Source organism: Sphingomonas lacunae (assembly GCF_012979535.1).
Classification (GTDB): Bacteria; Pseudomonadota; Alphaproteobacteria; order Sphingomonadales; family Sphingomonadaceae; genus Sphingopyxis; species Sphingopyxis lacunae.
The window spans coordinates 1,893,044-1,919,312 of the sequence record NZ_CP053015.1 but is presented as its reverse complement, the minus strand read 5'-3'; the positions used below and the strand labels follow the sequence as shown (position 1 = coordinate 1,919,312).

Annotated in this window: 19 protein-coding genes and 1 pseudogene; 11 read left to right on the top strand and 9 right to left on the bottom strand. The window is 60.6% G+C overall.

Annotated elements, in window-relative coordinates:
• Positions 1-42: 42 nt before the first annotated feature.
• From GV829_RS09190 to GV829_RS09175, 4 genes and pseudogenes are all read right to left on the bottom strand, one after another.
• Positions 43-800, bottom strand: a pseudogene (locus GV829_RS09190) (IS5 family transposase).
• A gap of 60 nt (positions 801-860) precedes the next feature.
• Positions 861-2,081: an MFS transporter gene (locus tag GV829_RS09185; RefSeq protein ID WP_169946033.1), complete on the bottom strand. Its 1,221-nt coding sequence runs from the start codon at positions 2,079-2,081 to the stop codon at positions 861-863.
• Positions 2,078-3,130, bottom strand: coding sequence for a LacI family DNA-binding transcriptional regulator (locus GV829_RS09180; RefSeq protein ID WP_246202800.1), 1,053 nt, complete (start codon positions 3,128-3,130; stop codon positions 2,078-2,080). The genes GV829_RS09185 and GV829_RS09180 overlap by 4 nt, the downstream gene beginning before the upstream one ends.
• 167 nt (positions 3,131-3,297) lie before the next feature.
• Positions 3,298-4,803, bottom strand: coding sequence for a tryptophan halogenase family protein (locus tag GV829_RS09175; RefSeq protein ID WP_169946030.1), 1,506 nt, complete (start codon positions 4,801-4,803; stop codon positions 3,298-3,300).
• 157 nt (positions 4,804-4,960) lie between these two features.
• Between GV829_RS09175 and GV829_RS09170 the strand changes: the two genes are divergently transcribed.
• The 4 genes from GV829_RS09170 (at position 4,961) to GV829_RS09155 (ending at position 13,093) form a co-directional block, all read left to right on the top strand.
• Positions 4,961-8,164 carry a TonB-dependent receptor gene (locus GV829_RS09170; RefSeq protein ID WP_169946029.1) on the top strand — a complete coding sequence of 1,068 codons (3,204 nt, stop codon included), beginning with the start codon at positions 4,961-4,963 and terminating at the stop codon, positions 8,162-8,164.
• A 314-nt stretch (positions 8,165-8,478) separates the two neighbouring features.
• A complete protein-coding gene (locus tag GV829_RS09165) occupies positions 8,479-9,279 on the top strand; it encodes a glycoside hydrolase family 16 protein (protein ID WP_212612118.1) in 801 nt (266 codons plus the stop codon).
• A gap of 2 nt (positions 9,280-9,281) precedes the next feature.
• Positions 9,282-10,574, top strand: coding sequence for a sugar MFS transporter (locus GV829_RS09160; RefSeq protein ID WP_169946025.1), 1,293 nt, complete (start codon positions 9,282-9,284; stop codon positions 10,572-10,574).
• Positions 10,571-13,093 carry a glycoside hydrolase family 3 protein gene (locus GV829_RS09155; protein ID WP_246202799.1) on the top strand — a complete coding sequence of 841 codons (2,523 nt, stop codon included), beginning with the start codon at positions 10,571-10,573 and terminating at the stop codon, positions 13,091-13,093. The genes GV829_RS09160 and GV829_RS09155 overlap by 4 nt, the downstream gene beginning before the upstream one ends.
• A gap of 15 nt (positions 13,094-13,108) precedes the next feature.
• Here GV829_RS09155 and GV829_RS09150 read toward each other — a convergent pair whose 3' ends face one another.
• The 3 genes from GV829_RS09150 to GV829_RS09140 are packed head-to-tail and all read right to left on the bottom strand — an operon-like array spanning position 13,109 to position 16,103.
• Positions 13,109-14,359, bottom strand: coding sequence for an alanine racemase (locus tag GV829_RS09150; protein ID WP_169946023.1), 1,251 nt, complete (start codon positions 14,357-14,359; stop codon positions 13,109-13,111).
• On the bottom strand, positions 14,356-15,753 hold the full coding sequence (locus GV829_RS09145) for a D-arabinono-1,4-lactone oxidase (protein ID WP_169946021.1): 1,398 nt from the start codon (positions 15,751-15,753) through the stop codon (positions 14,356-14,358). The genes GV829_RS09150 and GV829_RS09145 overlap by 4 nt, the downstream gene beginning before the upstream one ends.
• On the bottom strand, positions 15,750-16,103 hold the full coding sequence (locus GV829_RS09140; protein WP_169946019.1) for a c-type cytochrome: 354 nt from the start codon (positions 16,101-16,103) through the stop codon (positions 15,750-15,752). Before GV829_RS09140 ends, GV829_RS09145 begins: the two co-directional genes overlap by 4 nt.
• 47 nt (positions 16,104-16,150) lie before the next feature.
• Between GV829_RS09140 and GV829_RS09135 the strand changes: the two genes are divergently transcribed.
• Positions 16,151-16,738, top strand: coding sequence for a TetR/AcrR family transcriptional regulator (locus GV829_RS09135; protein WP_169946017.1), 588 nt, complete (start codon positions 16,151-16,153; stop codon positions 16,736-16,738).
• 36 nt (positions 16,739-16,774) lie between these two features.
• Here the strand turns inward: GV829_RS09135 and GV829_RS09130 are convergent, their stop codons facing one another.
• Positions 16,775-18,271 carry a UxaA family hydrolase gene (locus GV829_RS09130; protein WP_169946015.1) on the bottom strand — a complete coding sequence of 499 codons (1,497 nt, stop codon included), beginning with the start codon at positions 18,269-18,271 and terminating at the stop codon, positions 16,775-16,777.
• Positions 18,272-18,423: 152 nt separating this feature from the next.
• Between GV829_RS09130 and uxaC the strand changes: the two genes are divergently transcribed.
• The 3 genes from uxaC to GV829_RS14445 all read left to right on the top strand — a co-directional run bounded on the left by uxaC (position 18,424) and on the right by GV829_RS14445 (position 21,427).
• Positions 18,424-19,824, top strand: a complete 1,401-nt coding sequence (uxaC, locus tag GV829_RS09125; RefSeq protein WP_169946013.1) for a glucuronate isomerase — start codon at positions 18,424-18,426, stop codon at positions 19,822-19,824.
• Entirely contained in the window at positions 19,821-21,212 is a 1,392-nt protein-coding gene (locus GV829_RS09120) for a mannitol dehydrogenase family protein (protein ID WP_169946011.1), read from the top strand. The genes uxaC and GV829_RS09120 overlap by 4 nt, the downstream gene beginning before the upstream one ends.
• A gap of 68 nt (positions 21,213-21,280) precedes the next feature.
• Positions 21,281-21,427, top strand: coding sequence for a hypothetical protein (locus GV829_RS14445; RefSeq protein ID WP_425505450.1), 147 nt, complete (start codon positions 21,281-21,283; stop codon positions 21,425-21,427).
• A gap of 51 nt (positions 21,428-21,478) precedes the next feature.
• Here the strand turns inward: GV829_RS14445 and GV829_RS09115 are convergent, their stop codons facing one another.
• Positions 21,479-22,588 (bottom strand): helix-turn-helix transcriptional regulator, encoded by a 1,110-nt coding sequence (locus GV829_RS09115; RefSeq protein ID WP_169946009.1) that lies wholly within the window; start codon positions 22,586-22,588, stop codon positions 21,479-21,481.
• A gap of 85 nt (positions 22,589-22,673) precedes the next feature.
• On the opposite strand from GV829_RS09115, the gene cysD reads away from it, so the two are divergent.
• Genes cysD through GV829_RS09100 form a run of 3 tightly spaced genes read left to right on the top strand, consistent with a single transcriptional unit; the run spans position 22,674 to position 26,249 of the window.
• Complete coding sequence (gene cysD / locus GV829_RS09110) at positions 22,674-23,603, top strand: sulfate adenylyltransferase subunit CysD (protein ID WP_169946007.1); 930 nt, start codon at positions 22,674-22,676, stop codon at positions 23,601-23,603.
• 1 nt (position 23,604) lies between these two features.
• Positions 23,605-25,512: a sulfate adenylyltransferase subunit CysN gene (cysN, locus tag GV829_RS09105; protein WP_169946006.1), complete on the top strand. Its 1,908-nt coding sequence runs from the start codon at positions 23,605-23,607 to the stop codon at positions 25,510-25,512.
• 11 nt (positions 25,513-25,523) lie between these two features.
• On the top strand, positions 25,524-26,249 hold the full coding sequence (locus tag GV829_RS09100) for a 3'(2'),5'-bisphosphate nucleotidase CysQ (protein WP_169946004.1): 726 nt from the start codon (positions 25,524-25,526) through the stop codon (positions 26,247-26,249).
• Positions 26,250-26,269: the final 20 nt, after the last annotated feature.

Genomic DNA, 26,269 nt, shown 5'->3' with positions numbered 1-26,269 from the left:
ACTGCAATGCACCTTGAGATCACTAGGCTCAGGACTCACTGATCACAGCCAGAAGAGCACGGTGGCCGCCAGTGCGAGGGCGGAGAAGAAGACGGTTGGGCAGCGGTCATATCGCGTTGCGATGCGGCGCCAATCCTTGAGGCGCCCGGACATGATCTCGATACGGTTGCGGCGCTTGTATCGGCGTTTGTCGTATTTGATCGGCAAGGAGCGAGATTTTCGCCCCGGAATGCAGGGCTTTATGCCTTTTTGCTCGAGCGCGTCTCTGAACCAGTCAGCGTCATAGCCCCGATCGGCGAGCATCCACTTGGCCTTGGGCAAATCGTCGAGCAAGGCCGCTGCGCCAGTGTAATCGCTGACCTGGCCTGCCGTGATGAAGAAGCTCAAAGGGCGGCCGTTGGCATCGGTGATGGCGTGCAATTTCGTATTCATGCCGCCCTTGGTGCGCCCGATCAGGCGCCCGAGATCCCCTTTTTCACCCCAAGGTTGGACGCCGTGCGGTGGGCCTTGAGATAGGTCGCGTCGATCATGACGGTCTGTGGCTCGGCCCTTTGCGCGGACAGGCCCTCCATCATCCGAGTGAACACGCGCATCTCACCCCACCGTTTCCAGCGGTTGTACAATGTCTTGTGCGGCCCATACTCCCTCGGCGCATCCCGCTAGCGCAGGCCGTTCCGATTGACGAAGATGATCCCGCTCAGCACCCGCTTGTCGTCGACCCGTGGCTTGCCGTGGCTCTTGGGAAAATACGGCGACAGACGCGCCATCTGCTCGTCCGTCAGCCAAAATAGGTCGCTCATGCTCAGTCTCCTCGCGGAGCCTGAATAAGATCATGCCTTTCAGATCAATGGGTCCTGAGCCTAATCAATGGTCCTGATCATCAGGGCGAGAAGGGCCGCCAAAAGGGCCCCGGCGGCGGCGGCGGCGAACAGCCAGCCGCTGGCTGCGCCAGTCGCTTGACCCATGGCTATCGTCATCGCAGGGATGATGACTCCCGAAAGGGTGTTCGTCAGGTTCAATATGCCCAGAAGGAATGCCCGGTTTGGCGAGTTGCCGACCAGTTGCGCGACAAGCGCGCCGTCGATGGTCAGGAACGCGGCGAGACCAACCGAGAATAGCGCAAATCCCAAATCCAGCTGGAGACGCCCCTCTGCACCGGCGATGACCGCACAACCGCCAGCGACAGCAAGCGCACTCAACCAGAGAAACGGACGACGGCGGCCAATCCGGTCGGAGAGATATCCAATGGACCAGCCAGCGATGACGCTCAGAACCGCGCCGAGCAAGGACAGTTGTCCAAACCATTGCGAGGCCAATCCTTCACTGCGGCTTGTCTCCGGCAATCCAGCGAGGAGAAGAAACAAATAGCTGCCGACTGCAACAGAGGCGCATTGAACAAGCAGCCGCGCCATCCATGCCCGCGCAAAGTCCCACGACACCGTGCGCGCACACGGCAGATCGATCTGGCCGAAGTTCAGACGGGCCTCCGGGTCAGGCTGGGGACAGCGCCAGATATGGGTTTGCAGCAGCAATGGCAGGAGGCAGAGCGTCGCTACAAGGGCAATCACCAAAAGGATGGGACCCAAGCTTGTGACGCCACTTAGTGCGACGAGAAAGATCGCTCCCTGTCCCATCGGCAAGGCCAGATTGAGCAGCCCAAACATCCTCCCCTTGTCCTCATCCGCCACATAATCGGTCGCCAGGGCCCCAAGCGGCGCGAACATCAAATTGAAGCAGACTTGGAACAGCATGAATGCAAGGACCAGATCAGCGGCAGTGGTGGCACGCGCGAGCGCCGGAAAGGCGGCAAAGGTGGCGACCAAACCGAACGCGATCATTGGCATGCGCGTGCCATAGCGGACCATCACCCGGTCACTGACCGCCCCGCCCACAATATTCGCAAGACTCGCGGCCACCGCTCCGGCGAGCAGCGCCCAACTTGTCGAGACGAGACTTGCGGCAGGATCAAGCTCTGCCATGCGCCGCGGCAGCATCAGGCTGATCAGCGGCACAAAGCACAAGAAGGCCCCGACATTCGCACAGACATAGGCCAGGGCGAAGCGACGCTGGGCGTCGGTCATGAAGCTGGCGCTGCCGTGGTTTTCCTGACGACAAGCTCAAACGGCAGTTCGTGATTACCCGTCCGAGGGGCCCCATTGACCGCATCCACGAGACGGCCGCACAGCGAGGCGCTCAGATCAGCGATCGGTTGGCGGATCGCGGTGAGTGGCGGCACACTGAAGCGCACACCGGGCGTATCGTCGAAACTGACCACAGACAGCCCTCCCGGCACGGCAATGCCGCGAGCATCGGCAGCATGAAGCGCCGCGAACGCCATTTCGTCGTTGCTGGCGATGACGGCAGTAGGCGGTACTGGCAGCGCAAGGAGCCTGTCCATCGCCGCGACGCCCGAGGCGAAGCTGAAATCGCCGTGTTCGACATAGGCATCGACTGCCGCAATTCCATATCCGGCGAGCGCCGCGCCATAGCCCGCAAGCCGCGTGTCCGATGCCGCATAGTCGGCACTGCCCGAAATGAAAGCGATCCGCTGGTGGCCAAGCTCGACCAGATGGCGCACTGCGGCCGATGAGGCCTCGGCATCATTCATGAAGACGTTGATCCCGTCCTCCCGCGCCGCCGCGCCGATCCGGCCATAAGGGATGCCGCGGGATTCAAGCAAGCCGGACAAGGCTGTGTTCTCGGTGTGGGGGGGCGTCAGCATGACACCGTCTGGCTGCAACGCCGCCAGCGCTCGTTCGACCTGGCGCACCGCACACTCCTGCTGAGTGTCCACAAGCTCGAACAGCATGTGGTAGCCCCGCTCCTCACAGGTCAGCATGCCGCCATACAGCATCTGGTCCACCCAATCGTTGCCCAGGCCAGCCTGCCAGTTGTGGATTGTTCGCTGTCGGTCATTGATCGCAAGGATCAGATAAGACCGGGCACCGCCCATGCGCCGGGCAGCCAGATTGGGTACATATCCCAGTTGGTCAATGACCTGCAGAATCCGTTCCCTGACCGCAGGTTTGACGTTCGGGCCATTGTTGATGACCCGCGACACCGTCTGTCGCGAAACACCGGCGGCACTCGCCACATGTTCAATTGTTACAGTTCCGCCCTTACTGGCCACCACTCACTCCAATGCAGATGCCCAGCGGACGCCAATGCGTCGCAGAACCCCGCGATACCTGTTGCGCAAATACCTTTGGCCGAGACACTGCCGACTGTGAACGCTCATCCTGACCGTCGCAATAGCAGGAATGCTCTGCTCGGGAAGACGGGTAAGACTTCCGGCGCTCAAGCGGCAGCGGGGCAATAGCGCGCAAGATAGTCACCGTGCATGGGCATATGCTGTGCGACAAATTCAATCGATTGTTGGATGGCATCAAGTTCCTTGCCGGTTGACGGCTCACTCAATGCCTCGGCCATCGCATTATGGCCTCCCATCATGATGCCCTGCCCCATCATGACCGCCGCCCAGCTGGTCTCAGTGAACAGCTCATCATCCTCGCGGAATATCTGGCCATTGTGGCGAAACAGTTCGACCTTCTCTGTCAGGCTGTCGGGGACGGCCATGGTGCGGCAATAGTTCCAGAAGTCGCTGTCGTCCCGGGTCGTCGCATTGTAGTGCAGGATCAGGAAATCACGAATGCGTTCATATTCCTTGCCGGTCAGACGGTTGAAAGCAGCCTCCTGCACCGGCGTGATCCCGTCGAGCGACAGGAGAGCAATGAGCTTGTTTATCCCGGTGTTGATCAGATGGATTGACGTCGATTCCAGCGGTTCCATGAATCCGGCCGCTAGGCCAAGGGCCACCACATTCTTGTTCCAGAACTTCTTTCGACGACCGGTCACAAACCGCAGGTGGTTGGGCTCTGCCGTCGGCTTTCCGGCGATGTTGCGCACCAAAATGTCGAGCGCTTCATCAGCGTCCATGAAGCTGCTGCAATAGACATGACCGTTGCCATTGCGGTGCTGAAGCGGCACCTGCCATTGCCAGCCAGCGCTGTGCGCTGTCGCGCGCGTATATGGCAAGGGACCGCTGCCATCCTCACGAACACAGGGCAGTGCCACCGCGCGATCACAAGGCAGATAGTGGCTCCAGTCCTCGTAACCGGTCTTCAGTGCCTGCTCGATGAGCAAACCGCGGAACCCCGAGCAATCGATGAACAGGTCTCCCTGGTGAACGGCACCATCATCCATCGAGACTGACGTTACAAAGCCACTGCTTCCATCGAGGGACACATCCGCGACCTTCCCTTCGACCCGGACCACACCCCGCTTCTCGGCATAGGCCCTAAGGTAACGCGCATAGCGGCCAGCATCGAGATGATAGGCATAGTTGACCGGCGGCAAGTCGTCGCGCTGATAGTCCTCGGTCCGCGCAAACTTGCCAAAAAAAGCTGCCATGGTTTCCATGTTGAACAGCTGGATCGGGCGGGGGTCCCCTGCGGTGCGATATTTGTGCCAGACATGATGGAAGGAGATACCCTCCATCTGATACCCATAGGCGCCAAAGGGGTGGATGTAGCTGTCGCCTTGCCTGCCCCAGTTGACGAATTGAATGCCCAGCTTGAAGCTGCCTTGCACCGCAGCCATCATTTCCCGTTCGTCAATTTCAAGCAATCGGTTGAAATCAAGAAATGGCGGAATGGTTGCTTCGCCTACCCCGACCGTACCAATGACTTCCGATTCGATCAGCGTGATGGCCACCTTGCGCTTGGCGCAAAGTTTGGAAAGCGCCGCCGCTGCCATCCAGCCCGCCGTTCCACCCCCCACTATAACGATGCGCTCAATTGCCATTCCAACCCTCGTTTCGACACAGATTTACCCGGCACCATATCCCACGCGTGAAAAATGTGAACGTTCATTTTTACTCTTGTGAACGTTCTCAAAATTGGTTAGCTCGCGGACAAAGGATGGAAAAACCATATCCAATGACGTGAAGGGGGAGGTTAACTTGGCACAGTCTCGAGTTGCAGCAGCATTCCGTGTCGCTGCGCGAACCACGGCTTCAACGCTGGCGTTGTGCGCATTTGCGTCCCAGTCCGTAGCCGCTCAAGAGGCGGTTTCCGCCGATAGCGTTGCCGCGACGGACTCGGCCGAGACTGCGGACGCACAGGACGGCGATATTGTCGTCACCGGGTTCCGGGCCGCGCTGGGAAGCGCGCAAGGCATCAAGCGCAATGCCGATACGTTGGTCGATGTCATCACTGCGGAAGACATTGGCGCATTGCCAGACCGCTCTGTCGCCGAGGCGCTGCAGCGTGTTCCCGGCATCAATATTTCGCGCTTTGAGCAGCGCAATGACCCCGACCGCTTTTCAGTCGAAGGTTCGGGCGTCATCATCCGCGGCTTGCCCTTCGTTCGGTCCGAGCTGAATGGCCGCGACATATTCTCTGCCAATGGCGGACGCGAGCTCTCTTTCAACGATGTTTCGCCTGAACTGCTCGGTCGGGTTGAGGTTTTCAAAAACTCGACCGCGGACATGATCGATGGCGGAATCTCGGGCACAGTGAACCTCGTCACGCGCAAGCCGCTTGACCGTCCGGGATTCAACCTCGCCGGCACGATCGAGGGCAACTATGGGGACCTCGCGCGGGAATGGTCGCCTGGCTTCTCCATCCTTGGATCGAATACATTCGAAACCGGCGCCGGCACTTTCGGGATCCAGCTTGCCTATGCCCAGTCGGAACTGGTTACGCGCACCGACGCATCCCAGATCACCGACCCTTGCTATCGCGCGCCGTCACTTGACGCGGCCTGTATCCGAATTCGCCCTGTCGGATCGGGCGGCTTTAGCGGCAACGCGGGCAATGCTGCCACTTTCCCGCCGGCCGGAGCGGTTTTTGTACCAAAGGGCGCCGGGGTTCGGACAACCGACCTCACGCGTGATCGCAACGCCTTTTCGGCGGTGGCTCAGTGGGAAAGCAGTGACGGCCGCGCCCAGGTGACGTTCGAATATCTGCGGGCCGAGACCGAAGCCACGCTGAACGAATTTGCCGTGCTCGCACTGGTCAATGATGACGCTCTGTTCCCCACCATCGCGCCGGGCACCACACCGGTCATCAACGGGAACCAGTTCATTTCCGGCACGCTGACGCAGGTTCAGCCGTTCACCGGCGGGCGCGGAATTCCGACCGAGCTGCTGCGTTTCCAGCGTGATGACACGGCGTCAACCGAAGATTTTTCGCTGCACATCAAGCTCGACCCGACTGACAATCTGCGCTTCAATTTCGAAGCGCAGCATATCTCGTCCGACCGGGAGGAAACGGGCTTCATCTCTGCGATGCAGACCTATACCGATGTGGCGATCGACAATAGCGGTGCGACGCCGCTGGTGCAGTTCCTGCAGCCAGGCACTGCCAACTCCCCGGCGACATATTTCAACGATCCGACGCGCACATTCTATTGGTTCCTGCTGGACAATCAGGTGCGCAACGAAGGTGATCTCACCAGCCTGCGTGCCGATGCGGAATATGACATCAGCGACGATGGCTTTTTCCGTAGTGTCCGCTTTGGCGCGCGCTGGGGCGACCGTGGTCGTGTGACCCGCAACGCCAATTTCTCCAACTGGGGTAATCTTGGTGCGCCCTGGACGGGCCGCGGAGGCAATTGGAACTGCGGCGACTTCCAGGCATTCGGCTGCGGCGGCGCCTATGTCCGGGATTTCCCGAACTCGGCCCAGTTGCGCAGCCCGTTCGGCAACAATTTCCAGCGCGGCAATGCACCGATCCCGTTTGGTGATGGCTCCGCATTCTTCTTTGGCAGCGACAATGTGCTCGCGGACTATCTGAGCGGCGCTGTTCGCACACAGGCGTCGGCAATCACCGCCTACACGCTGACCCCCAATGCCTGGTTCCCGATTTCAGCACGCAACAATGCATTGCCCGGTGGCCCGTGGACCGCGGGCGAAATCTCGGATGTTGAAGAAAGCACCTTTGGAGCCTACGCCCGGGTCGATTTTGGCGCCAATCTTGGTGGCAACATCGAGCTCACGGGTAATGTCGGGCTTCGGTACGTGGAAACGACGATCCGCAGCGCCGGTTCGATCCAGTTTCCGACCGGACAGTTCTTTGACACGCCGCCGGGTGGCAATGGCGATGGTCTTGTGAGTGTGGCCGAACTTCAGGTCTCCTGTGGCGCGGTGCAGCCAGGCCAGGTCGCTCCAGGCTATTGCAGTCTGTCCCCTGCCCGTCTCGCGCAATTTGCCGGCGCCTTTACCGGTGAACTGGTCGACGACAGCGCCAACATCAATTTCCGCAACTGGTTGCCCAGCTTCAATGCCCGGGTCGATTTCGGCAATGGCATGATCGTTCGCGCAGCCGTGTCAAAAGGCATCTCGCGGCCGGACCTGTCGGCCTTTGCCACCGGCGGCGGCATTTCCGACAATACCACCAACTTGCGCGCTGGCGGCACCCTCGATACGGGCCCTCTTTTCCAGATATTCACCGGAAACCGCCTGCTGCGGCCCACAGAATCCTGGAACTACGACCTTTCGTTCGAATGGTATTTCGCTCGTGTCGGCTCTGTAACGGCGGCCCTGTTCCTCAAGGACATCTCGGGCATTGTGAATGGCGGTGCGACGGTCCGTAGCTTCACCAGCAGCAATGGCGTCACCAATGATGTCCTGATCAACGGTCCAACCAACAGCGATGGCGGCACGCTGAAAGGCTTCGAAGTCGCATACCAGCATGTCTATGACTTCCTGCCCGGCTTGCTCAGTGGATTGGGAACACAGCTGACCTACACTTATGTCGATGCGGGGGACTTCAACAACAGTTCGCTCGGCGCGGAGCAAAGCCCGTTTGCCGGCGGCCTGCCACTCGCAGGTGTTTCCAAGCATACGGTGAATGCGACCGTCTTTTACGAAATGGGGCCAATAGCGGCACGCGCCGCCTATAATTGGCGCTCCGATTTCCTGCAGACGCCGCGCGATGTCATCTTCCCCTTCTCTCCTATCTATGGAGAGGCAACGGGCCAGCTTGATGCGTCAATTTTCGTAGCGGTCACGCCGAACCTCAAACTCGGCATCCAGGGCGTTAACCTCCTCGATGAGGTCACCCAAACGAGTCAGGTGATCGACTTTGACGGAACGAGGGTCAGGCGCTCGGCCTTCCGGAATGATCGCCGCTTCTCCTTCCTCGTCAGATTCGATTTCTGATGAAAGGAGGCGAGCCCGACACCATCCATTCCTCCCGATGGTGTCGGGTCGCTCTGCCAAGATGTAGTCGGATACACTCGGACCGACGACGGGGTAGATGCTGCACGTGAGGCCTGCACTGCCCCGTGCCATCCACAGCTGGCGACTTGGCCGGGCAATTATGAAACAAGGCATTCGTTTCGGGACGCTCTGTGATGTTATTGCGAAGATTCATCCTGTCAGCGCTTTTCGTTTCGGCAAGCACCGCCACGCCCGCCCAATCACAGGACTCCGCTGAGGCGTCCCCTGTGCCAGCCTTGTCATCAGAGCATGCCATGCTGCCCGGGTACAGGCTTGTATGGTCAGATGAATTTTCGACCAACGGACTGCCCGATCCGGCTCGCTGGAACTATGACACTCATCGCAACAGGCAAGGCTGGTACAACGATGAGCTCCAATATTATGCCGCCGGGAGGTTGGAAAACAGCCGCATAGAAAATGGTCACCTGATCATCGAAGCGCATGCCGAGCGTCTTGAACGCAGACATTTCCCCGACTGGGGCCGGCAGCGATACACCTCGGCCCGGCTCTACACCAAAGGCGTGCAGGCGTGGACATATGGATTTTTCGAGGTTCGCGCCAAGCTTCCATGCGCGGTCGGGTCTTGGCCGGCGATCTGGTTGCTTCCCGAAGAGTCCCCTGACCCCTGGCCGATCAGCGGAGAGATCGACATCATGGAGCATGTCGGCCACGTTCCCGGAGAGATCAACCAATCAGTCCACACTGAGGCCTATAACCACATTCAGAACACCCATCGAACGGCCAAGTTCATGGTGCCGGATGCCTGCGAAACGATGCACCGCTACCAACTTTTGTGGACCGCGGATTTCGTGCTGGCCGGGATCGACGACCAGCCCAAATTCATGTTCCGCCGCAGCGGGAATGACCGGTCACGCTGGCCGTTCGACCAACCGATGCACCTGCTGCTCAATGTCGCGGTCGGCGGAAGCTGGGGCGGCCAGCAAGGCGTTGACAATGCTGCTTTCCCGGCGCGGTTCGAGATCGATTATGTCCGGGTCTATCAACCGGATCCCGCCACTACCGCTCCGGCCACGCCAGCCGTTGGAGGACGTTGACCATGGCAATCACTCCGATTTCCACCCAAGAGCCGATTTCGACAAGAACTGCTGACCGCACGTTGTTCCTTCTGTCGCTTGGCCTGTTCTTCATCTGGGGCTTTGCGACAGTCCTCATCGATATTCTCATCCCCAAACTGCGCGGGCTGTTCGAACTCAGCTTTGCCGAGGCGATGCTGACGCAGTTCGCATTCTTCCTCGGTTACTTCATCTTTTCGCTGCCCGCCGGATGGGCTGTGGCGAAGCTGGGATACATAAGGGGGATCATCCTCGGCCTCGCCGTGATGACAGCCGGCTGCCTTCTGTTTGTCCCGGCCGCCCGCATCGGCGTTTATCCAGGCTTTCTCGCTGCCCTGTTCATCATGGCTGCGGGCATCACCGTGTTACAAGTGTCAGCCAATGCCGTGATCTCGATCAGTGGGGACCCGGCCAAGGCCTCGGCCCGGCTGACCCTGGCGCAGGCCTTCAACAGCTTTGGCACATTCATCGGACCAATGGTCGGCGCAGCGCTGATCCTCGATGACGGCATTGTGCCTGAACAGGGTGTCGACACTCTCACACCCGAAGCACTTGCCGCTGTACGCAGCGCAGAAGCGGCGGCGGTGCTGCCACCCTATCTGGGTATTGCGGCCATATTGCTCGTCCTCATGGCGGTATTTTGGGCGAAGCGCGACATGCTGCCGCGTAGCGCGCCGGAAGCAGCGGGCGGCGGACTGGGGCTGGATCTGCTTGCGAACCGGCGCGTGGCTTTTGGCGTCATGGCGATCTTTGCCTATGTCGGGGCAGAGGTCTCGATTGGATCATTGCTGGTCAATTATCTGGCTCAGCCCTCGGTGCTGAGCGCCAGCGAAGCCAGTGCAGGCAAACTCATCTCGCTCTATTGGGGCGGGGCCATGATCGGGCGTTTCGCAGGATCCTGGATACTGGCGCGGCTGTCGCCCGGACGGGTGTTGGCCGGCGCGGCAACGATTGCCATAGCCCTTTCTGCCGTGTCTGCCGTTTCAGCCGGCATGGTCGCCGCTGCCACGGTCCTCGCGATCGGCCTAGCCAATTCGATCATGTTCCCGACGATTTTCTCGCAGGCCGTTATTGGTCTCAATGAGCGAGAAACACCGCGGGCAGCAGCCCTGCTGTGCATGGGCATCGTCGGCGGCGCCTTGCTACCGCTCGCCGCCGGTGCGGTGGCAGACAGCGCCGGCCTGAGCTGGTCGCTCATCGTCCCGGCGCTGGGCTATGCCTGGGTCGCAATCTTTGGCCTTTATGTGGCACGCGAAACGCGTGGAGAAACCCGATGACGTTCAATCCCCGCTCTCCCATCCAATCGTTGTTGCTCGCAGCCAGCTCTCTGGCACTTGTCGGATGCTCGGCAACAGCCATCGCCTCCCCAGCTTCAGCACCCACTGCTCCGGTGATAGCGCGCAGCACCGCTGCGGCGGAGCTTGAGGCGCGCGTCGACGCGCTGCTGGCTGCCATGTCCGTCGAGCAAAAGGTGGGGCAGGTCATCATGCCTGACATATCGACCATCACGCCGGACGATGCCCATCGCTACGGCTTTGGTACCATCCTTAATGGCGGCAACAGCGGCCCCGGAGGAAATGAGCGCGCACCCGCGGCGGAATGGCTGGCGCTGGCAGACGCTTATTGGGATGCATCAACGGCGCCGCGCAATGATGGTCGCCCGTCGATCCCCCTGCTTTGGGCGACCGACGCGGTTCACGGTCATAGCAATGTCGTTGGCGCAACGCTCTTTCCGCACAATGTCGGTCTGGGCGCGACCGGCAATGCAGATCTGGTTCGCCGCATCGGGCAAGCAACCGCTGCCGAAATCGGTGTCACGGGTATTGACTGGACGTTCGCTCCAACCATCGCCGTCGCGCGGGATGACCGTTGGGGCCGGACATACGAAAGCTATGGCGAAGATCCCGCCCTCGTTTCGCGCCTTGGTGCCGCCATGGTCGAAGGACTTCAGGGTCGTGTCGGCAGTGCCGAGTTCCTTGGCCCGGCCCATGTCATCGCCACAGCCAAGCATTTCTTTGGTGATGGCGGAACCAACGGCCGCGATCAGGGCGACACCGTGGGCAACGAGACCGATCTGATTGCTCTTCATGCTTCTCCCTACCCGCCCGCGCTGGAAGCCGGTGCGCAGACGGTGATGGCGTCCTTCTCCAGCATCAATGGCGTCAAGATGCACGGCAGCACTGCATTCCTGACCGATCTGCTGCGCGGGCAAATGGGTTTTGACGGTCTGGTGGTGGGTGACTGGAATGGTCACGGCCAGATCCCGGGCTGCACCAACAGCAATTGCCCCCAAGCGCTGCTCGCTGGTCTTGACGTATATATGGTGCCGGAAGACTGGCGGGCGCTGCATGCGTCGCTCATCACGCAAGTCGCAGACGGCACCATACCCATGGCCCGCCTTGACGAAGCTGTGCGACGCGTCCTGCGCGTCAAATTCCGCATGGGCCTGTTCGAGCGCGGTCGCCCTTCCAGCCGGCCACTTGCCCTGCAGCCCGGCTTGCTCGGCAGCCCTGAGCATAGGGCGCTGGCACGCCAAGCGGTGAGGGAATCGCTTGTGCTGCTGTCCAACCGCCAGAACCTGCTCCCGCTGAATCCGCGTTCGACGATTTTGGTCACAGGAGCCGGGGCGAACGATATCGCCATGCAAAGCGGGGGCTGGACGATCAGCTGGCAGGGCGGCGGCGACCTGACAAATGCCGATTTCCCTGGCGCGCAATCGATCTTTGCCGGAATCAATGAACAGGTCACCGCTGCGGGGGGCCAAGCCATCCTTTCAATGGACGGCAGCTTCGAACAGCGGCCTGATGTGGCGGTGGTTGTGTTCGGAGAGCAGCCTTATGCCGAGTTTGCCGGCGATGTTCCAAGCCTTGCCTATGCCGATGACCAAGCGTTACGCCAGATTCGTCGTTTGAAGAGCCAAGGCATACCGGTAGTAGCCGTCTTCCTCTCCGGTCGCCCGATGTGGGTGAACCGGGAACTCAATGCCGCCGACGCCTTTGTTGCGGCTTGGTTGCCCGGCAGTGAGGGCGGCGGCGTGGCGGATATGCTGTTGCGCGACGCCACCGGCGGCATTCGTTCAGATTTCACAGGCCGCCTTTCGATGTCGTGGCCCGCACGGTGCGACCAGTTTGACAATAACGCTGGATCGCCCGACTACGCTCCGCTCTTCCCGCTCGGCCACGGCCTGACCCTGACCAGCAATGCCGGACAATCCATGGCGTCACTTGACGAAAGCTGTGCCTTTCTTGAGCAGGCGACCGTCGCACAAACGATGATGCGTTCGGGCATGGCTGTAAGCCCGTATGTGGTGCAACTGGAAAGCGCGGGCGGAGAGCAGGTGCCACTCCCCGGCAACCGGGGCCAGACCAGCGACGGGAACTTGCGCGTTTCACCACGCGACCGCAATGCGCAGGAGGACGCCCGTGAACTTGTCTGGACCGGACCGTCCACCTGGCTGCTGACCGGCGGCACTCCTGTTGCGGCAGGCTCGCTTCAGGCTGTCGACGCAGGTCGTGAACAACAGGTAGAGCTGGATGTCATGGTTTCTGCCCGGCCTAGCGGAAATGTTCATGTGAACTGCGGCAGCGAATGTCAGAGCAACGTCGATCTGGCCCCGGCACTGGCACAGGCGGAAGGGAAAGGATGGCGCACCCTGCGAATCGCACTGCGGTGCCTGATGCCCAACTCGGGAGACGTGTCATCGGGCCTGCGACTGTATGCCAGTGGAAGCCTGACCATGCAGGTTTCGGGGATAAGGCAAACCGTGGGGCCCGCCATAGTCGGATGCGTCGATTAATGACGATACGCAGGCCTATGCGCTGATGGGCAGAGTGGGCCACATCTCGACGATGTCACGTCCGTCATAGACGGCAATGTCGCCGAACTGGAGGAATAGCGCCTCGCTCTGGTCGGGGCGCAAGAACACGGTGTCGTCCGGCCTCAGCTCGACACGGGTGGATCCGGTCAGCAATTCCTGATTGGAACTTCGCCCCATGAGTTTGGAATATTGCAATCCCGGTGGCGACACCGGTTTGGCAAGCCAGTGCCCGCCATGAATGAAGAAGCCACGGGTGGTGTTGCGGTCCCACCAGTGCATGGCGCCGGAGAGTGGCTCTATTCCAGGTAGCGGCAGATCATTGCTCGCCTTGATCACCGGCGTCGCAATGAAAGCCGCCGGGACAAGGTCTGCAAGATCTTCATAGTCGAAATCACCTGGCTTGACGAAAGCAGAGCCGACCGAGACTTCATTGGCAACAGTACCCTGGCAGTGGCGGCGGAAAGTGGGACTGCCGGCAGAGTTTAGCGTCATGGCATTGGCAGGCCGCCCTGCCGACCTCAGAATCTCTATGGACGTACGGTAGGCATTCTGGGCGTCAACCCAGGCACTTTCGGGACTTGGCATTTTTGGGACGTGCGGGTCATAGCCCATCAATCCAGCGACTTCGATGCCAGCCGCTTTGGCTTGCACCAGTGCTGCTGACAATGTCTGCGCATCAGCAAAGCCGCCACGGTGCAAACCGACGTCAATTTCCAAGCTCACGCGCAAGGCCATGCCCCGCGCCTTGGCTGCCTCTGCATATTCGTTCAGTCGATGGGGCGTATCAATCAGCCACTGCATGCGGGGGCCAGGATTGGTCGCGGCATCGTCCACAACGCGGATGAACTCGCGCACCGGCAGGGGCTTGCCACCGAGATAATCGGCTTGCGGGTAAATTGGCATAAGTTGCCGCAACATGTCAGCGCTGAAAACCATCAGCCGCTGCGTTGCCATGCCGGTCAGAATTCGGTCCAACAGTAGCGGGGAAGGCAGCGATTTGGCCACCACCCTGAGAGGCAGGCCAGCGGCTGACACACTTTGGCGGACCCTCTGGATATTGGCATCAAGGCGCTTGCGATCGATCACCAGCACAGGCTTGTTCAACCCTGCCCGTCTGATAGCTGCGGCCAGACCGCTGAAATATGCATTGTGCATGCCGCCTGCATCCTCTGGTCGCGCAACCAACAGGCCAATCCCGGCCAGTGTCAGTGCGCTGCCGCCAATCAGCACCGTTCGGCGGTTCATCCGAAAATCCGCTGAAGAAAGGGGTTCATCATTCGCCCGGACGGATCAATAGCCCGGCGGACCGCCTGCGCTTCTGCAAACATTGGATAAAGCCCCTTCAGTTCCGCTGCGGACAGCGAATGGAGCTTGCCCCAATGCGGCCGTCCGCCGGCTTCGCGGAGTACCGGCTCAGCGAGCCTGAACATCCACTCATGATCCTCGCGGTACCAGGAATGGATCGCGATCGATCCGCATTCCCGGTCATGAAACGGGGACAGCCATGCATCATCCGGCGCGATGATCCGCGCCTCGATGGGGAAAAAGACACCGGGCTCATCACGCTCGATCCGCGCAATGATTTCTCTCAAGGCGCCAACCTGTTCAGCGATTGGCACATGATATTCCATTTCCTTGAAACGGACCGGGCGCTCATTGGACAGCAGCTTCCAGCCTTCATCAATGGCGATTTCCGGCTCAATGTCAGCCATCGCCGCCCGAGCGGCGCGCTTGCGCAGCCCCGGTGCAAATTCAAAGATGTCACGCAACGACTTGAGCGACATCAACGTATCAACATCTTGATCAGGCCCACGCGGCTTGACCGGTTCGTCTGTTGTATCGTGCGTGATCAAGGCAGACTTGCCCGTGAAAGGCAGAATGAGAAACTCCGCATTGCGGTGCCGCGCAGCGAGATCTGGCCAGTCGGCAAGCACCTGATCGGTATCGACCAGGGTCACAACCTTTTTCACGCGGCTTAACGGGCGGTTTTGGAGCGTCACTTCGCTGAGCACGCCAAAGGCACCCAGCCCGACACGAGCCGCATGGAACAGTTCCGCACGCTGATCCCGGCTGCATTCAGTGACCTCTCCGGATGGCAGTACCAGCCGCATCTCGGTCACGTCTCCATGAAGCGCCCTTACACCCTTGCCAGTGCCATGGGTCGCCGTTGCCAACGCACCGGCCAACGTCTGTTTGTTGATATCTGGCAGGTTTGGCATTTCCTGTCCGATCGCGGCCAACGCAGGACCAAGCGCGGACAACTTTGTCCCGGCACGGACCCTCGCGGTCAGAGTGGCTGGATCATGCCGGACCATACCAGACAAACGGTCGAGCGAGAGGAGTGTACCTTCTGTCGGCACCAGCGCCGTAAAGGAATGCCCTGCCCCCACCGGTCGAACAGGCGCTGCGGCATCCCGCATCAAGGATACCAGCTGCGCCTCGTCTGCTGGCGCGGCCCGAAATGCCGGGTAGGCGCGCTGGTTTCCAGCCCAGTTTGACCACAGCACCCGCCCTTGATCATCTAGGGGCGATGGCGCCTCTGGTTCACGGCTGAGACACCACCGCCTTCCCGCCAAACTGCCAGCCCCCACGGCCAGCGCACCGACGCCGCCAAGCAACACAGTGCGTCGAGTGCTCATCTTTCATCCTCTCGTCCCGCCATAAAGCGGATCAGCGCCTGCAAATCTTCAGGGGTGCATTCAAAGCACTGGCCACCAGCGGGCATGCCACCCTTGCCCTGGATTGTTGCCTCAAGCAGGGCAGGCTCTCCCTGTTCCCAGCGCAGGTCCCAGACTGTCCTGTCCCCGGCCAAGGGAGCCAAGGAGGCCTTGACGGTGTGGCACGCCTTGCAGGAACCGTCGTAAAGAGTGGCGAGGCGGGCATCAGCAGGTCGGAGCGCAAGACGTTGTTCCTCCGTCAGCGGCATGGCTGGAGGGTCACCGCAAGCAGACAGCAGAACACAGGCTGCACAGACCATCAAAAGGCGCATGCTATCCCCCCTTTTCCCACGGCAGAAATCTAGCTATCGCTATAGGCGTGTCAAGCACTCATCCATCACGGCGTCCCGCTCAGAAGCGTTCCCAGGCAACCTATGACCGACTGCTCGACTCTGCTGGCGAGCTGCTTGAGGAACTGGGGGTGGAGCGGATCAGCACCAATTTGATAGCAGCCCGTGCCGGTGTGACGCCCCCGACGCTGTACCACTATTTTCCGAACAAATATGCGCTGCTCGCAGCGTTGGGCGAGCGACTGATGGCAGCCCAAAATGCCCTGGTCCCGCTTGACCCCGAACTGGACGAAGCCGCCATAGCAGATATCTTGCTTGCCCATGTGAGGCTTACACGGGCCAGCCCCGGCGGCGTATGGGTGATGCGGATGCTGCGTGCCGTGCCACAGCTTGCCGAAGTCCGCCTTGCCTCACACCGTCAGTTGGCCGCTTCGCTGGCAGAAATGGCCGCCAAAAAGAGTCCCGCGCAGTATCGGCATCTGATTGAATGCCAAGCCCGCCTAGTGGTCGATCTGGGCTTTGCCGCCATAGAATTGGCGTTGGACGAACCGGACATTGCTGAAGAGGTCATCATGACGCAAGCCGCTCGGGCGATCCGTACATTGTTCTCATCCTGATGGCAGGGCAATCGCGAGGTCTGGACGACGCCTCATCTAAAGAGTCACACCCCGCTTCCATAGGGAGATGACCCTCTGGCCACTGCGCTCGGCAGCGGTGACCTCGCCGCTGGCGATAGCAAGCAGGCGGTTGGAAAAAGTCTCCAACACGACCCCGGCATCCTGATCGAGCAGGACGCCTGCGTCAAAATCTATCCAGCTTGGCTTAGCCGAAGCCAGGGCCGTATTCGAGGCGACCTTCACCGTCGGAACAGGAAAACCCAATGGTGTACCGCGGCCGGTGGTGAACAGGATCATTGTCGCACCCGCTGCCGCCAGCGCGGTTGAGGACACAGCATCATTCCCTGGGGCCTCAAGCAGCGTGAGTCCCGGCTGCCGCACCCCCTGACCATAGGCGATAACATCGACCAGCGGCGCGGCACCAGCCTTTTGCACCGCGCCCAGCGACTTCTCCTCAAGCGTCGTGATGCCGCCGGCGATATTGCCGGGCGAGGGATTTTCCGAAACCGGCAAATCGTGATTAAGATAGTGACGTTTGAAGCGGTTGATCAGATCACCCGCCGCCTTGAACACATGCGGTGTCGTTGCGCGGGCGAGCAGCGCCTCTTCGGCGCCGAATACTTCCGGGATCTCGGTCAGGATCAACCGGCCGTCGCTTGCCGCCAACCGCTCTGAAAAGCGACCCAGCAGCGGATTGGCGGTGAGGCCCGAGAAAGCGTCCGATCCGCCACATTTCAGACCCACAGCCAGTGCGGAAGCGGGAACTTCCTCGCGTTCAACGGGGGCGAGTTCATCGACTAGACCATCCACCAGCGCCTGGACCTCGGCAAATTCGTCGCGTGCATCCTGCGCTCTCAGAACGCGCAACTTTGACCGGCTGCGTTCAGGCACGCTCGCAACCAATTGGTCCAGCTGATTACTCTCACACCCCAGGCCTATCAGCACCACACCCCCGGCATTGGGGTTGTCACACAGGCCCGCCAGCGCGGCGCGGGTACTGGAAAGATCATCCCCCAGTTGCGAACATCCATGCGGGTGCCCGAACCCCACGATCGCGTCGATCGACCCGGCATGACGCGCCGAAGCTTCTCGGGCAGACATTTCCGCGAGCGGTGCCACGCACCCCACGGTGGGCAGCAGCCAAACCTCGTTGCGGGTGGCATAGCGCCCATCGACGCGGCGGTAACCACGCCATGAAGGCAGGGGAACCGAGGCAAAGGCGCTTTCCAGCGCGGCGATTCCTGCATAACTGCGTTCACCCGAAAGAGCAGTGGCCAGATTGTGGGTGTGGACATGCTCACCGGACGCGATGGCGCCGGTTGCCCGACCAATCGCTTCACCATAGCGGCGCACCAAGGTTCCCGCGGCATGGTCGCGAAGCGCAAACTTGTGCCCCCTGGGAATCTCATTCCGCAGCAGGCAGTCCACCCCGCCCACCACCACAACCTCCCCCGCGCTCAGGTCAGCGAGCGCGATGCCCACAGTATCGGTCGGATGGCAGAGGATTGTGCGGATAGACGCTGGCTGGGTCATGACAGAGTGGTTCCGGCTTGGGCGACAGCTTCTTGCCAATCAGTCGCGCATGTGCGAATTTGCGTTCTTGACACCGGTTACCAAGCCTGCGGCGGCCCAGCAAGGGGAGATGCGCGAACGCGGGCTGGCCGATCCCGAGGAATGCCCTGCCGATGACCCGTCCGCTGCGTCTCGACCCCGACCGCCTGTTGCCCGTGGATTCTGTCACGCGCAGCATCGCTCGCGAACTCTACCGCGAGGTCGCGGATCTGCCGATCATCAGCCCGCATGGTCATACCGACCCGCAGTGGTTTGCGGACAATGCGCCTTTTGGCAACGCGACCGAACTTCTGCTTCAGCCTGATCATTATCTTTACCGGATGCTCTATTCGCAAGGTGTGAAGCTGGAGACACTGGGTATTGGGGGGCATCCGTCAGACCCACGGACGGCGTGGCGTATCCTGGCCGAAAACTATCAGCTTTTCCGGGGCACGCCTTCGCGCATGTGGCTTGACTGGGTCTTTGCCGACGTCTTTGGTATTGAAGAACGGCTGGATGCAGGCACCGCCGACCATTATTTCGACACCATCACCGAAGCCCTCCGCCAGGATGCCTTCCGGCCCCGGGCCCTGTTTGATCGCTTCGGAATCGAGGTTCTAGCAACCACGGAAAGTCCACTCGACAGCCTCGAACACCACCGGGCAATCGCAACCAGCGGCTGGAGCGGACGGGTGATCACTGCCTATCGTCCCGATCCTGTGGTCGATCCGGAGTTCGAAGGTTTTGCCGATCATCTGGCCACCTTTGCCGCCCTTACCGGGGAAGATTGCAGCAGTTGGCAGGGCTATCTCGCGGCCCATCGCCAGCGCCGTGCCTTTTTCGCGGCGCACGGCGCGACGTCGACTGATCACGGCCACCCCAGCGCAGCCACCGCCGATCTGGCTCCGCACGAAGCCGAGAGCTTGTTTGACCGGGTCAAGACTGGCGCAGCAACCGCCGCCGAAGCCGAGCTGTTCCGCGCCCAGATGTTGACCGAGATGGCGCTGATGAGCCTTGATGACGGACTCGTGATGCAAATCCACCCCGGATCCCTGCGCAACCATAACGCGGCGCTGTTCACCAGCTTCGGTCGTGACAAGGGCGCGGATATACCGACGCCCACCGACTATGTCCGCGCGCTCCAGCCCATGCTTGGCCGGGTTGGCAACGAGGCTGGCCTGACAGTCATCCTCTTCACCCTTGACGAGAGCAGCTATGCGCGTGAACTCGCACCCTTGGCAGGGCATTACCCGTGCCTGAGGCTCGGCCCGGCTTGGTGGTTCCATGACAGCCCGGAAGGCATGCGCCGATTCCGGCAGATGACGACCGAAACCGCAGGCTTTTACAACACCGTCGGCTTCAACGATGACACCCGGGCCTTTCTCTCGATACCCGCACGCCACGATGTTGCGCGACGGATGGATTGCGGCTTCCTCGCCAGCCTCGTCGCCGAACATCGGATCGAGGATTGGGAGGCGGCCGAAATCGCCCGCGCCCTTGCCTATGACCTCGCCAAGGCAGCCTACCGGCTGTGAGGCTGTCAAACTCCACCGCCGCCAACCTCCCACCCGAGGTTGCACGCTTCCGCTATGAACGAGGGCAGCAGCGCATCGGCATCGTCCATTTCGGCATAGGCGCGTTTCACCGGGCGCATCAGGCATGGTATGCGGATTGCGCAATGAATGCCGGCGAACGCGACTGGGCCATTTGCGGCGTCTCGCTGCGATCCAGCGATGTTTCGGAACAATTGCAACCACAAGATGGGCTTTACACGATCACCACCGGCGCGGACGAAGCTACACGGCTGATCGGAGCGGTGCGCGAGGTGCTGCAAGGCAGCGTGGATGCCGACGCGATCATTGCGCGTATTGCCGACCCGGCCTGCCGGATCGTCAGCTTTACCGTTACCGAAAAAGGCTATTGCCGAAAGGCCGACGGAGCGCTCGACCATAGCCGCGTTGCACTCAGCTTCTATCCCTTGCTGGCGCGCGGACTTGCCGCGCGAATGGCAAGCGGCGCGGGCGGTGTTACGCTGCTATGTTGCGACAATCTTGCAGCCAATGGCCGTGTGCTGGCCGATCTGTTCGGGCAATATTGCACCACTCATGATCCTGATCTTGCCGACTGGTTCACCAATGAATGCCGGGTGCCATCAACCATGGTTGACCGCATTGTCCCGAGGGCTGACCTTGCCCGGCGGGAAGCACTTGCGGACAAAATGGGGGTGGTGGACCAAGGAGCAGTCTTCACAGAAGGTTTCTGCCAGTGGGTCATCGAAGATGATTTCGCCGGACCTCGGCCAGGCTGGGATGCCCATGGCGTGCAGTTCGTCAGCGATGTCGCGCCTTTTGAAACCGCAAAGCTCCGGATGCTCAATGGCGCGCATTCTTTGATAGCTTATGCTGGCCTTCGCGCAGGCCATGGCTTTGTCCACGAAGCCATGGCCGATCCAGCCTTGCGAAACATGGCTGATCAACTCATGCGTGTTGAGGCGCTGCCCGGCGTGCCCGAGACGCAGGGCCTTGACCTCACCGCCTATGCCGATGTGCTGCTCGAACGCTTTGCCGACCCGGCACTTGGTCATCGCTTGGCCCAGATCGCGATGGACGGCACGCAAAAGATCCCGCAACGTTGGCTCGATACCGCACTTGCCTGCCAGGAGGCAGGCAAGGATTGCCCGGCGATCGTGGCGGCTTTCGATGCATGGTTATGGCATCTTGCCGATGCGCGCTTTGTCGATGACCCGCTGGGACCAGAACTGACTTCGCTGATGGCCAATCGCGGACGCGGAGCCGTCATCGCACGCTGTTTCACCGACCCTGCGCCGCTGTGGCCAGGGTACGCCTCGCTCGCTGATCTATTCCATACGCTGCAGGCACCCCCGGTCACTCGCGCGCCTTGGCCTCAATCTCAGCCGCGCTAGCCTGCGCATGCACCAAAATGCGCAGAACCCTTGCAATTGCCCTATGCATATAGGTTGACCGTCCGGGCATATCCCCGCCAACGGTGGGCAACCACATCAAGTCAATCGACCGCAAGCTTGCGGTCGGCTCACGCAGTGACGCGATCCACGCGGGACGTCGAGCATGCGAGACTCAGGTGTCTTGCAGAGATGGCCGACCCAGGGCGGACGCTTGAACCAAGCCACCATCGCAACAGCCTCGGCATGACTGGCCAATTGTCATCTGCCTATGCGAGAGGCGGCAAACCAATCAGGAGCTTTCTGACCAAATCTGCCTGGCTGCTGGTACCGGTCTTTCCATATATGCGCTTGGAGTAGTTGCGCGAGGTTTCCTTGGTCAACCGCAGGTCGGCACCAGTGTCTGTGATCGTCCCACCATTGGCCATGCCGCAGGCTAACGCCGCCTCGCGCTCGGATAGGCCGTACAACGACGAAATCACCGGCTTGGCGAACCGGTCGTTGATCTCGACCGGCCGCCGCACGATGCCAATCACTGCTGGCAATGCAATAGTTTGCACATCAGGCAGATTGGCCTTGTGCAATAACAGCCATGCCTCCCCCAAAGGATCAAGCGGCACGACCGCCGCACTGCCACTGTCGGCGTCCGCAACCTCGGCGCAGGCTTCCGCAAACTGCCGGCTGGCCTCTGGCAAGAGATGAAGCCTCCGTCCGAGCCTGCCTGATCCATCATCAATTATGGTCAGCATCGCTTCGGCCTGCGGATCGGCCAGCAGGACTCGCCCAGTACGGTCAAAGGCCAGCTGACCGATCCCCAATCGGGCCAGTGCCTGATGCGCCATGGCCGCTTGCAACCTCTGTTCCGACAATTTGGCCTGGGCCAGGAGAGCGGCGGCGAAATGAGACGTCATCGACGACAGCAGAGCCACAGCCGCGGCCGAAAAATCCTCGCGCTCGCGAGTGAGGATGATCCAGGCATCAGCGACGCCAGCGGAAATGTGCACCCATCGCCCATAGCGAACACCAGATGCCACGAGGACGCTCCGCTGGTGGGCGAGCAAAGCCGCGTCACTGAAATCAAGCATCTCTTCGAGACTGTAGACACGGCCCGGCCGCAGCTGATCGAGGGGCAGCAGATCGAGCCCGCTGATTCGCCGGTAATCCAGCGGAGCATCGGCATTGGCTCGTGGCGCGGCGAAGCTGCGGATCACCAGCCCCTGATCAGTCGGGGCATCGGCCGCCCGGGTCAGCAGGAACGCACGTCGGGCATGGGTACGGGCGACCAGATTGGTCATGAAACTGTGCCAAGGCGGCGTCTCGTAAATGCCCGCCAGCAAGGGCAGGATCAGTTCTCGTTGATCGGTGGGCTGGAAAGCCATGCCATTTTGCTCCCATATGGGAGGTACAATGGCAGGAATTTGCTTCAATTGCCATCAAAACACTGGGCATTGGAAGGCTGACACCATGCAGGGCGATATTGGACAGGCGCGATTGACCCATCTCGAACGCCTCGAGTCCGAAGCGATCCACATCATGCGCGAGGTTGTCGCCGAGGCTGAGCGACCCGTGATGCTCTATTCGGTGGGCAAGGACAGTGCGGTGATGCTGCATCTCGCCCGCAAGGCCTTCTACCCTTCGTCACCGCCCTTTCCTCTGCTGCACGTCGACACGACCTGGAAGTTTCAGGCCATGTATGGACTGCGGGACAAGATGGCAGCCGAAAGCGGCATGGAACTGCTCGTCTACCAGAATCCGGAAGCGCTAGAGCGGGGTATCAACCCCTTCGACCATGGCGCGCTCCACACCGACATGTGGAAGACCGAGGGACTCAAGCAGGCGCTCGACAAATATGGCTTTGACGCTGCCTTTGGTGGCGCCCGACGCGACGAGGAAAAAAGCCGCGCCAAGGAACGCATTTTCTCGTTTCGCACTGCGAGCCATGGATGGGACCCGAAGAACCAGCGCCCTGAGTTGTGGAACCTCTACAATGCGCGCAAGAACAAGGGTGAGAGCATCCGGGTGTTCCCCATCTCCAACTGGACCGAACTCGACATCTGGCAATATATCCGCCTCAACGACGTCCCGATTGTGCCGCTCTATTTCGCTGCCGAACGCCCGACGTTTGAATGGGAAGGCCAACTGTTCATGGCCGATGACATCCCCCGGCTCGAAAAGGTGCTCGGCTATCGTCCTGAAATCACTGACCGGTCGATCCGTTTCCGTACGCTGGGGTGCTTTCCGTTGACCGGCGCAGTGGAAAGCACGGCCAGCACATTGGCCGATGTCATTCAGGAAACGCTCTTGACCACAACCAGCGAGCGGCAGGGTCGTGTCATCGACAAGGATGCGGGCGGTGCGGGAATGGAAGTGAAAAAGCAGCAGGGATATTTCTGAGATGACCGGTCCCATCTACCAGACTGAGGCCCTGATCGCCGAAGACATCGACGCCTATCTGGCGCAGCATGAGCATAAATCGATGCTTCGCTTCATCACCTGCGGCAGTGTCGACGATGGCAAGTCCACCCTGATCGGTCGATTGCTATATGACAGCAAGATGATCTTTGAGGATCAACTGGCTGCGCTCGAAAATGACAGCAAAAAGGTCGGCACACAGGGGCAGGAGATTGACTTTGCCCTGCTGGTCGATGGCCTCGCCGCCGAGCGCGAACAGGGCATTACCATCGATGTGGCCTATCGCTTTTTCAGTACCGAAAAGCGCAAATTCATCGTCGCCGATTGCCCGGGGCACGAACAATATACCCGCAACATGATCACGGGTGCGTCGACCGCCGACCTCGCGGTAATCCTGATCGATGCGCGCAAAGGCGTCCTCGTCCAGACAAGGCGGCACAGCTATCTCTGTCACCTGATCGGCATCCGCAACATCGTGCTGGCGGTCAACAAGATGGACCTGATCGACTATGATCAGGCGCGCTACGATGCCATCGTCGCCGACTATGGCACCTTCGCCAAAAGCATCGGCATCGACAGCTTCACCGCCCTGCCCATCTCGGGCTTCAAGGGCGACAATATTACCGCGCGCTCGCTCAACACTCCCTGGTATCAAGGCGCCACGCTGGTTGAACATCTGGAGACTGTTGAAATGTTGTCGGCGGCCGAGGCCGAAAAGCCGTTCCGCATGCCGGTACAATGGGTCAACCGGCCCAATCTCGATTTCCGCGGCTTTTCGGGCCAGATTGCCTCCGGTCGCATAAAGCATGGCGCGCATGTCCGCGTGCTGCCGTCCGGCAAGACCTCAACAATATCGCGCATAGTCACTCTCGGCGGCGATCTCGAGGAAGCAGTCGCGGGCCAGTCGGTCACCTTGTGTCTGGCCGACGAGATTGATTGTTCGCGTGGCAATGTGCTGTCGGCTGCCGATAATCCGCCAGAGGCCGCCGACCAGTTTGAGGCCACAATCGTCTGGCTCAATGACGAAGCCATGTTACCCGGCCGCGCCTATTGGCTGAAACTGGGTACACAGATTGTCTCGGCGACCGTCCAGCAGCCCAAATATGCCATAAACGTCAACACGATGGAGCATCTGGCGGTCAAAACGTTGGATCTCAATGCCATCGGCGTCGCCGAACTGGCCACCGACAAGCCGATTGTCTTTGAACCCTATGCCGGCAATCGCACCCTCGGCGGCTTCATCCTGATCGACAAAATCACCAATGCGACAGCCGCCGCGGGGATGATCCATTTCAGCTTGCGCCGGGCCCAGAACGTCCATTGGCAGCCGACCGATGTGAGTCGCGAGCATCATGCGGCGCTCAAGAATCAAACGCCAAAGGTGCTGTGGTTCACGGGCCTGTCAGGCTCGGGCAAATCGACTATCGCCAATGAGGTTGAAAAGCGATTGGCGTTGATGAACCGTCACACCTTCCTCCTCGACGGCGATAATGTCCGCCACGGCCTCAACCGTGATCTCGGGTTCACCGAAGCCGACCGCATCGAGAATATCCGCCGGGTCGGTGAGGTTGCCAAGTTGATGGCTGATGCGGGACTTATCGTGCTGACCGCGTTTATCAGCCCGTTCCGGGCGGAACGGGAGTTGGTGCGATCCATGCTGCCTGAAGGCGAGTTCATCGAGATATTTGTCGACACACCCCTGGATGTCGCAGAGGCTCGCGACGTCAAGGGCCTCTACAAAAAGGCCCGGTCAGGTCAGCTCAAGAATTTCACCGGCATAGACAGCCCGTACGAGCCGCCGCTGTCACCGGAAATCCGGGTGAACACCATTGACATGACTCCCGAAGAGGCCGCTGATCACATCATCCGCAACCTGCTCCCGCTGAAGTAAGGACAACCCGTATGAGCCTGACCGATGCCGAACTGGCTGCCCAACTCGCAGAGGCTGCCGGACGCATTCTTTTGGAGGTTCGGTCATCCGGCCTGTTGAATATGAAGAAGCTGGGCGCTGCTGGCGATGCGACGGCAAACCAGTTTCTTGTTCATGCCCTGCGTGAGCAACGGCCGGATGATGGCTTGCTGTCGGAAGAGGAAAAGGACAATGCCGACCGGCTGACCAGCAAGCGGGTCTGGATCATCGACCCTGTGGACGGCACCCGCGAATATGGCGAAGAACGCACCGACTGGGCCGTTCACGTGGCCTTGGCGGTCGATGGCAAGGCCAGCATTGGCGCCGTCGCCCTCCCCGGCCTCGGCCTTGTCCTGCGCAGTGACCAATGCCCCGCCCTGCCAAAGGCGCCGGTGCGACCACGCATGGTGGTGAGCCGCACGCGTCCGGCAGCGGAAGCGGTTGCGGTAGCCAACGCGCTAAGCGCAGAACTTATCCCCATGGGCAGCGCCGGCGCGAAGGCCATGGCAGTCGTGCGTGGCGAAGCGGAAATCTACCTCCACACCGGCGGCCAATATGAATGGGACAGTTGTGCCCCTGTCGCCGTGGCTTCAGCCTATGGTCTGCACTGTTCACGGGTCGATGGCAGCCCGTTGGTCTATAACCAGCGGGACACATATATCCCCGACCTTCTCATCTGCCGGCCCGAGTGGAAGGACGCGGTGCTGCAGGCGCTGTAACCTCATGGCTCAATGCACTG

Coding starts and splice junctions, on each gene's coding strand:
- GV829_RS09185 (WP_169946033.1), bottom strand. CDS start 2,081: ATGACCGACGCCCAGCGTCGCTTCGCCCTGGCCTATGTCTGTGCGAAT.
- GV829_RS09175 (WP_169946030.1), bottom strand. CDS start 4,803: ATGGCAATTGAGCGCATCGTTATAGTGGGGGGTGGAACGGCGGGCTGG.
- GV829_RS09165 (WP_212612118.1), top strand. CDS start 8,479: ATGCTGCCCGGGTACAGGCTTGTATGGTCAGATGAATTTTCGACCAAC.
- GV829_RS09160 (WP_169946025.1), top strand. CDS start 9,282: ATGGCAATCACTCCGATTTCCACCCAAGAGCCGATTTCGACAAGAACT.
- GV829_RS09155 (WP_246202799.1), top strand. CDS start 10,571: ATGACGTTCAATCCCCGCTCTCCCATCCAATCGTTGTTGCTCGCAGCC.
- GV829_RS09150 (WP_169946023.1), bottom strand. CDS start 14,359: ATGAACCGCCGAACGGTGCTGATTGGCGGCAGCGCACTGACACTGGCC.
- GV829_RS09145 (WP_169946021.1), bottom strand. CDS start 15,753: ATGAGCACTCGACGCACTGTGTTGCTTGGCGGCGTCGGTGCGCTGGCC.
- GV829_RS09140 (WP_169946019.1), bottom strand. CDS start 16,103: ATGCGCCTTTTGATGGTCTGTGCAGCCTGTGTTCTGCTGTCTGCTTGC.
- GV829_RS09130 (WP_169946015.1), bottom strand. CDS start 18,271: ATGACCCAGCCAGCGTCTATCCGCACAATCCTCTGCCATCCGACCGAT.
- uxaC (WP_169946013.1), top strand. CDS start 18,424: ATGACCCGTCCGCTGCGTCTCGACCCCGACCGCCTGTTGCCCGTGGAT.
- GV829_RS09115 (WP_169946009.1), bottom strand. CDS start 22,588: ATGGCTTTCCAGCCCACCGATCAACGAGAACTGATCCTGCCCTTGCTG.
- cysD (WP_169946007.1), top strand. CDS start 22,674: ATGCAGGGCGATATTGGACAGGCGCGATTGACCCATCTCGAACGCCTC.
- cysN (WP_169946006.1), top strand. CDS start 23,605: ATGACCGGTCCCATCTACCAGACTGAGGCCCTGATCGCCGAAGACATC.
- GV829_RS09100 (WP_169946004.1), top strand. CDS start 25,524: ATGAGCCTGACCGATGCCGAACTGGCTGCCCAACTCGCAGAGGCTGCC.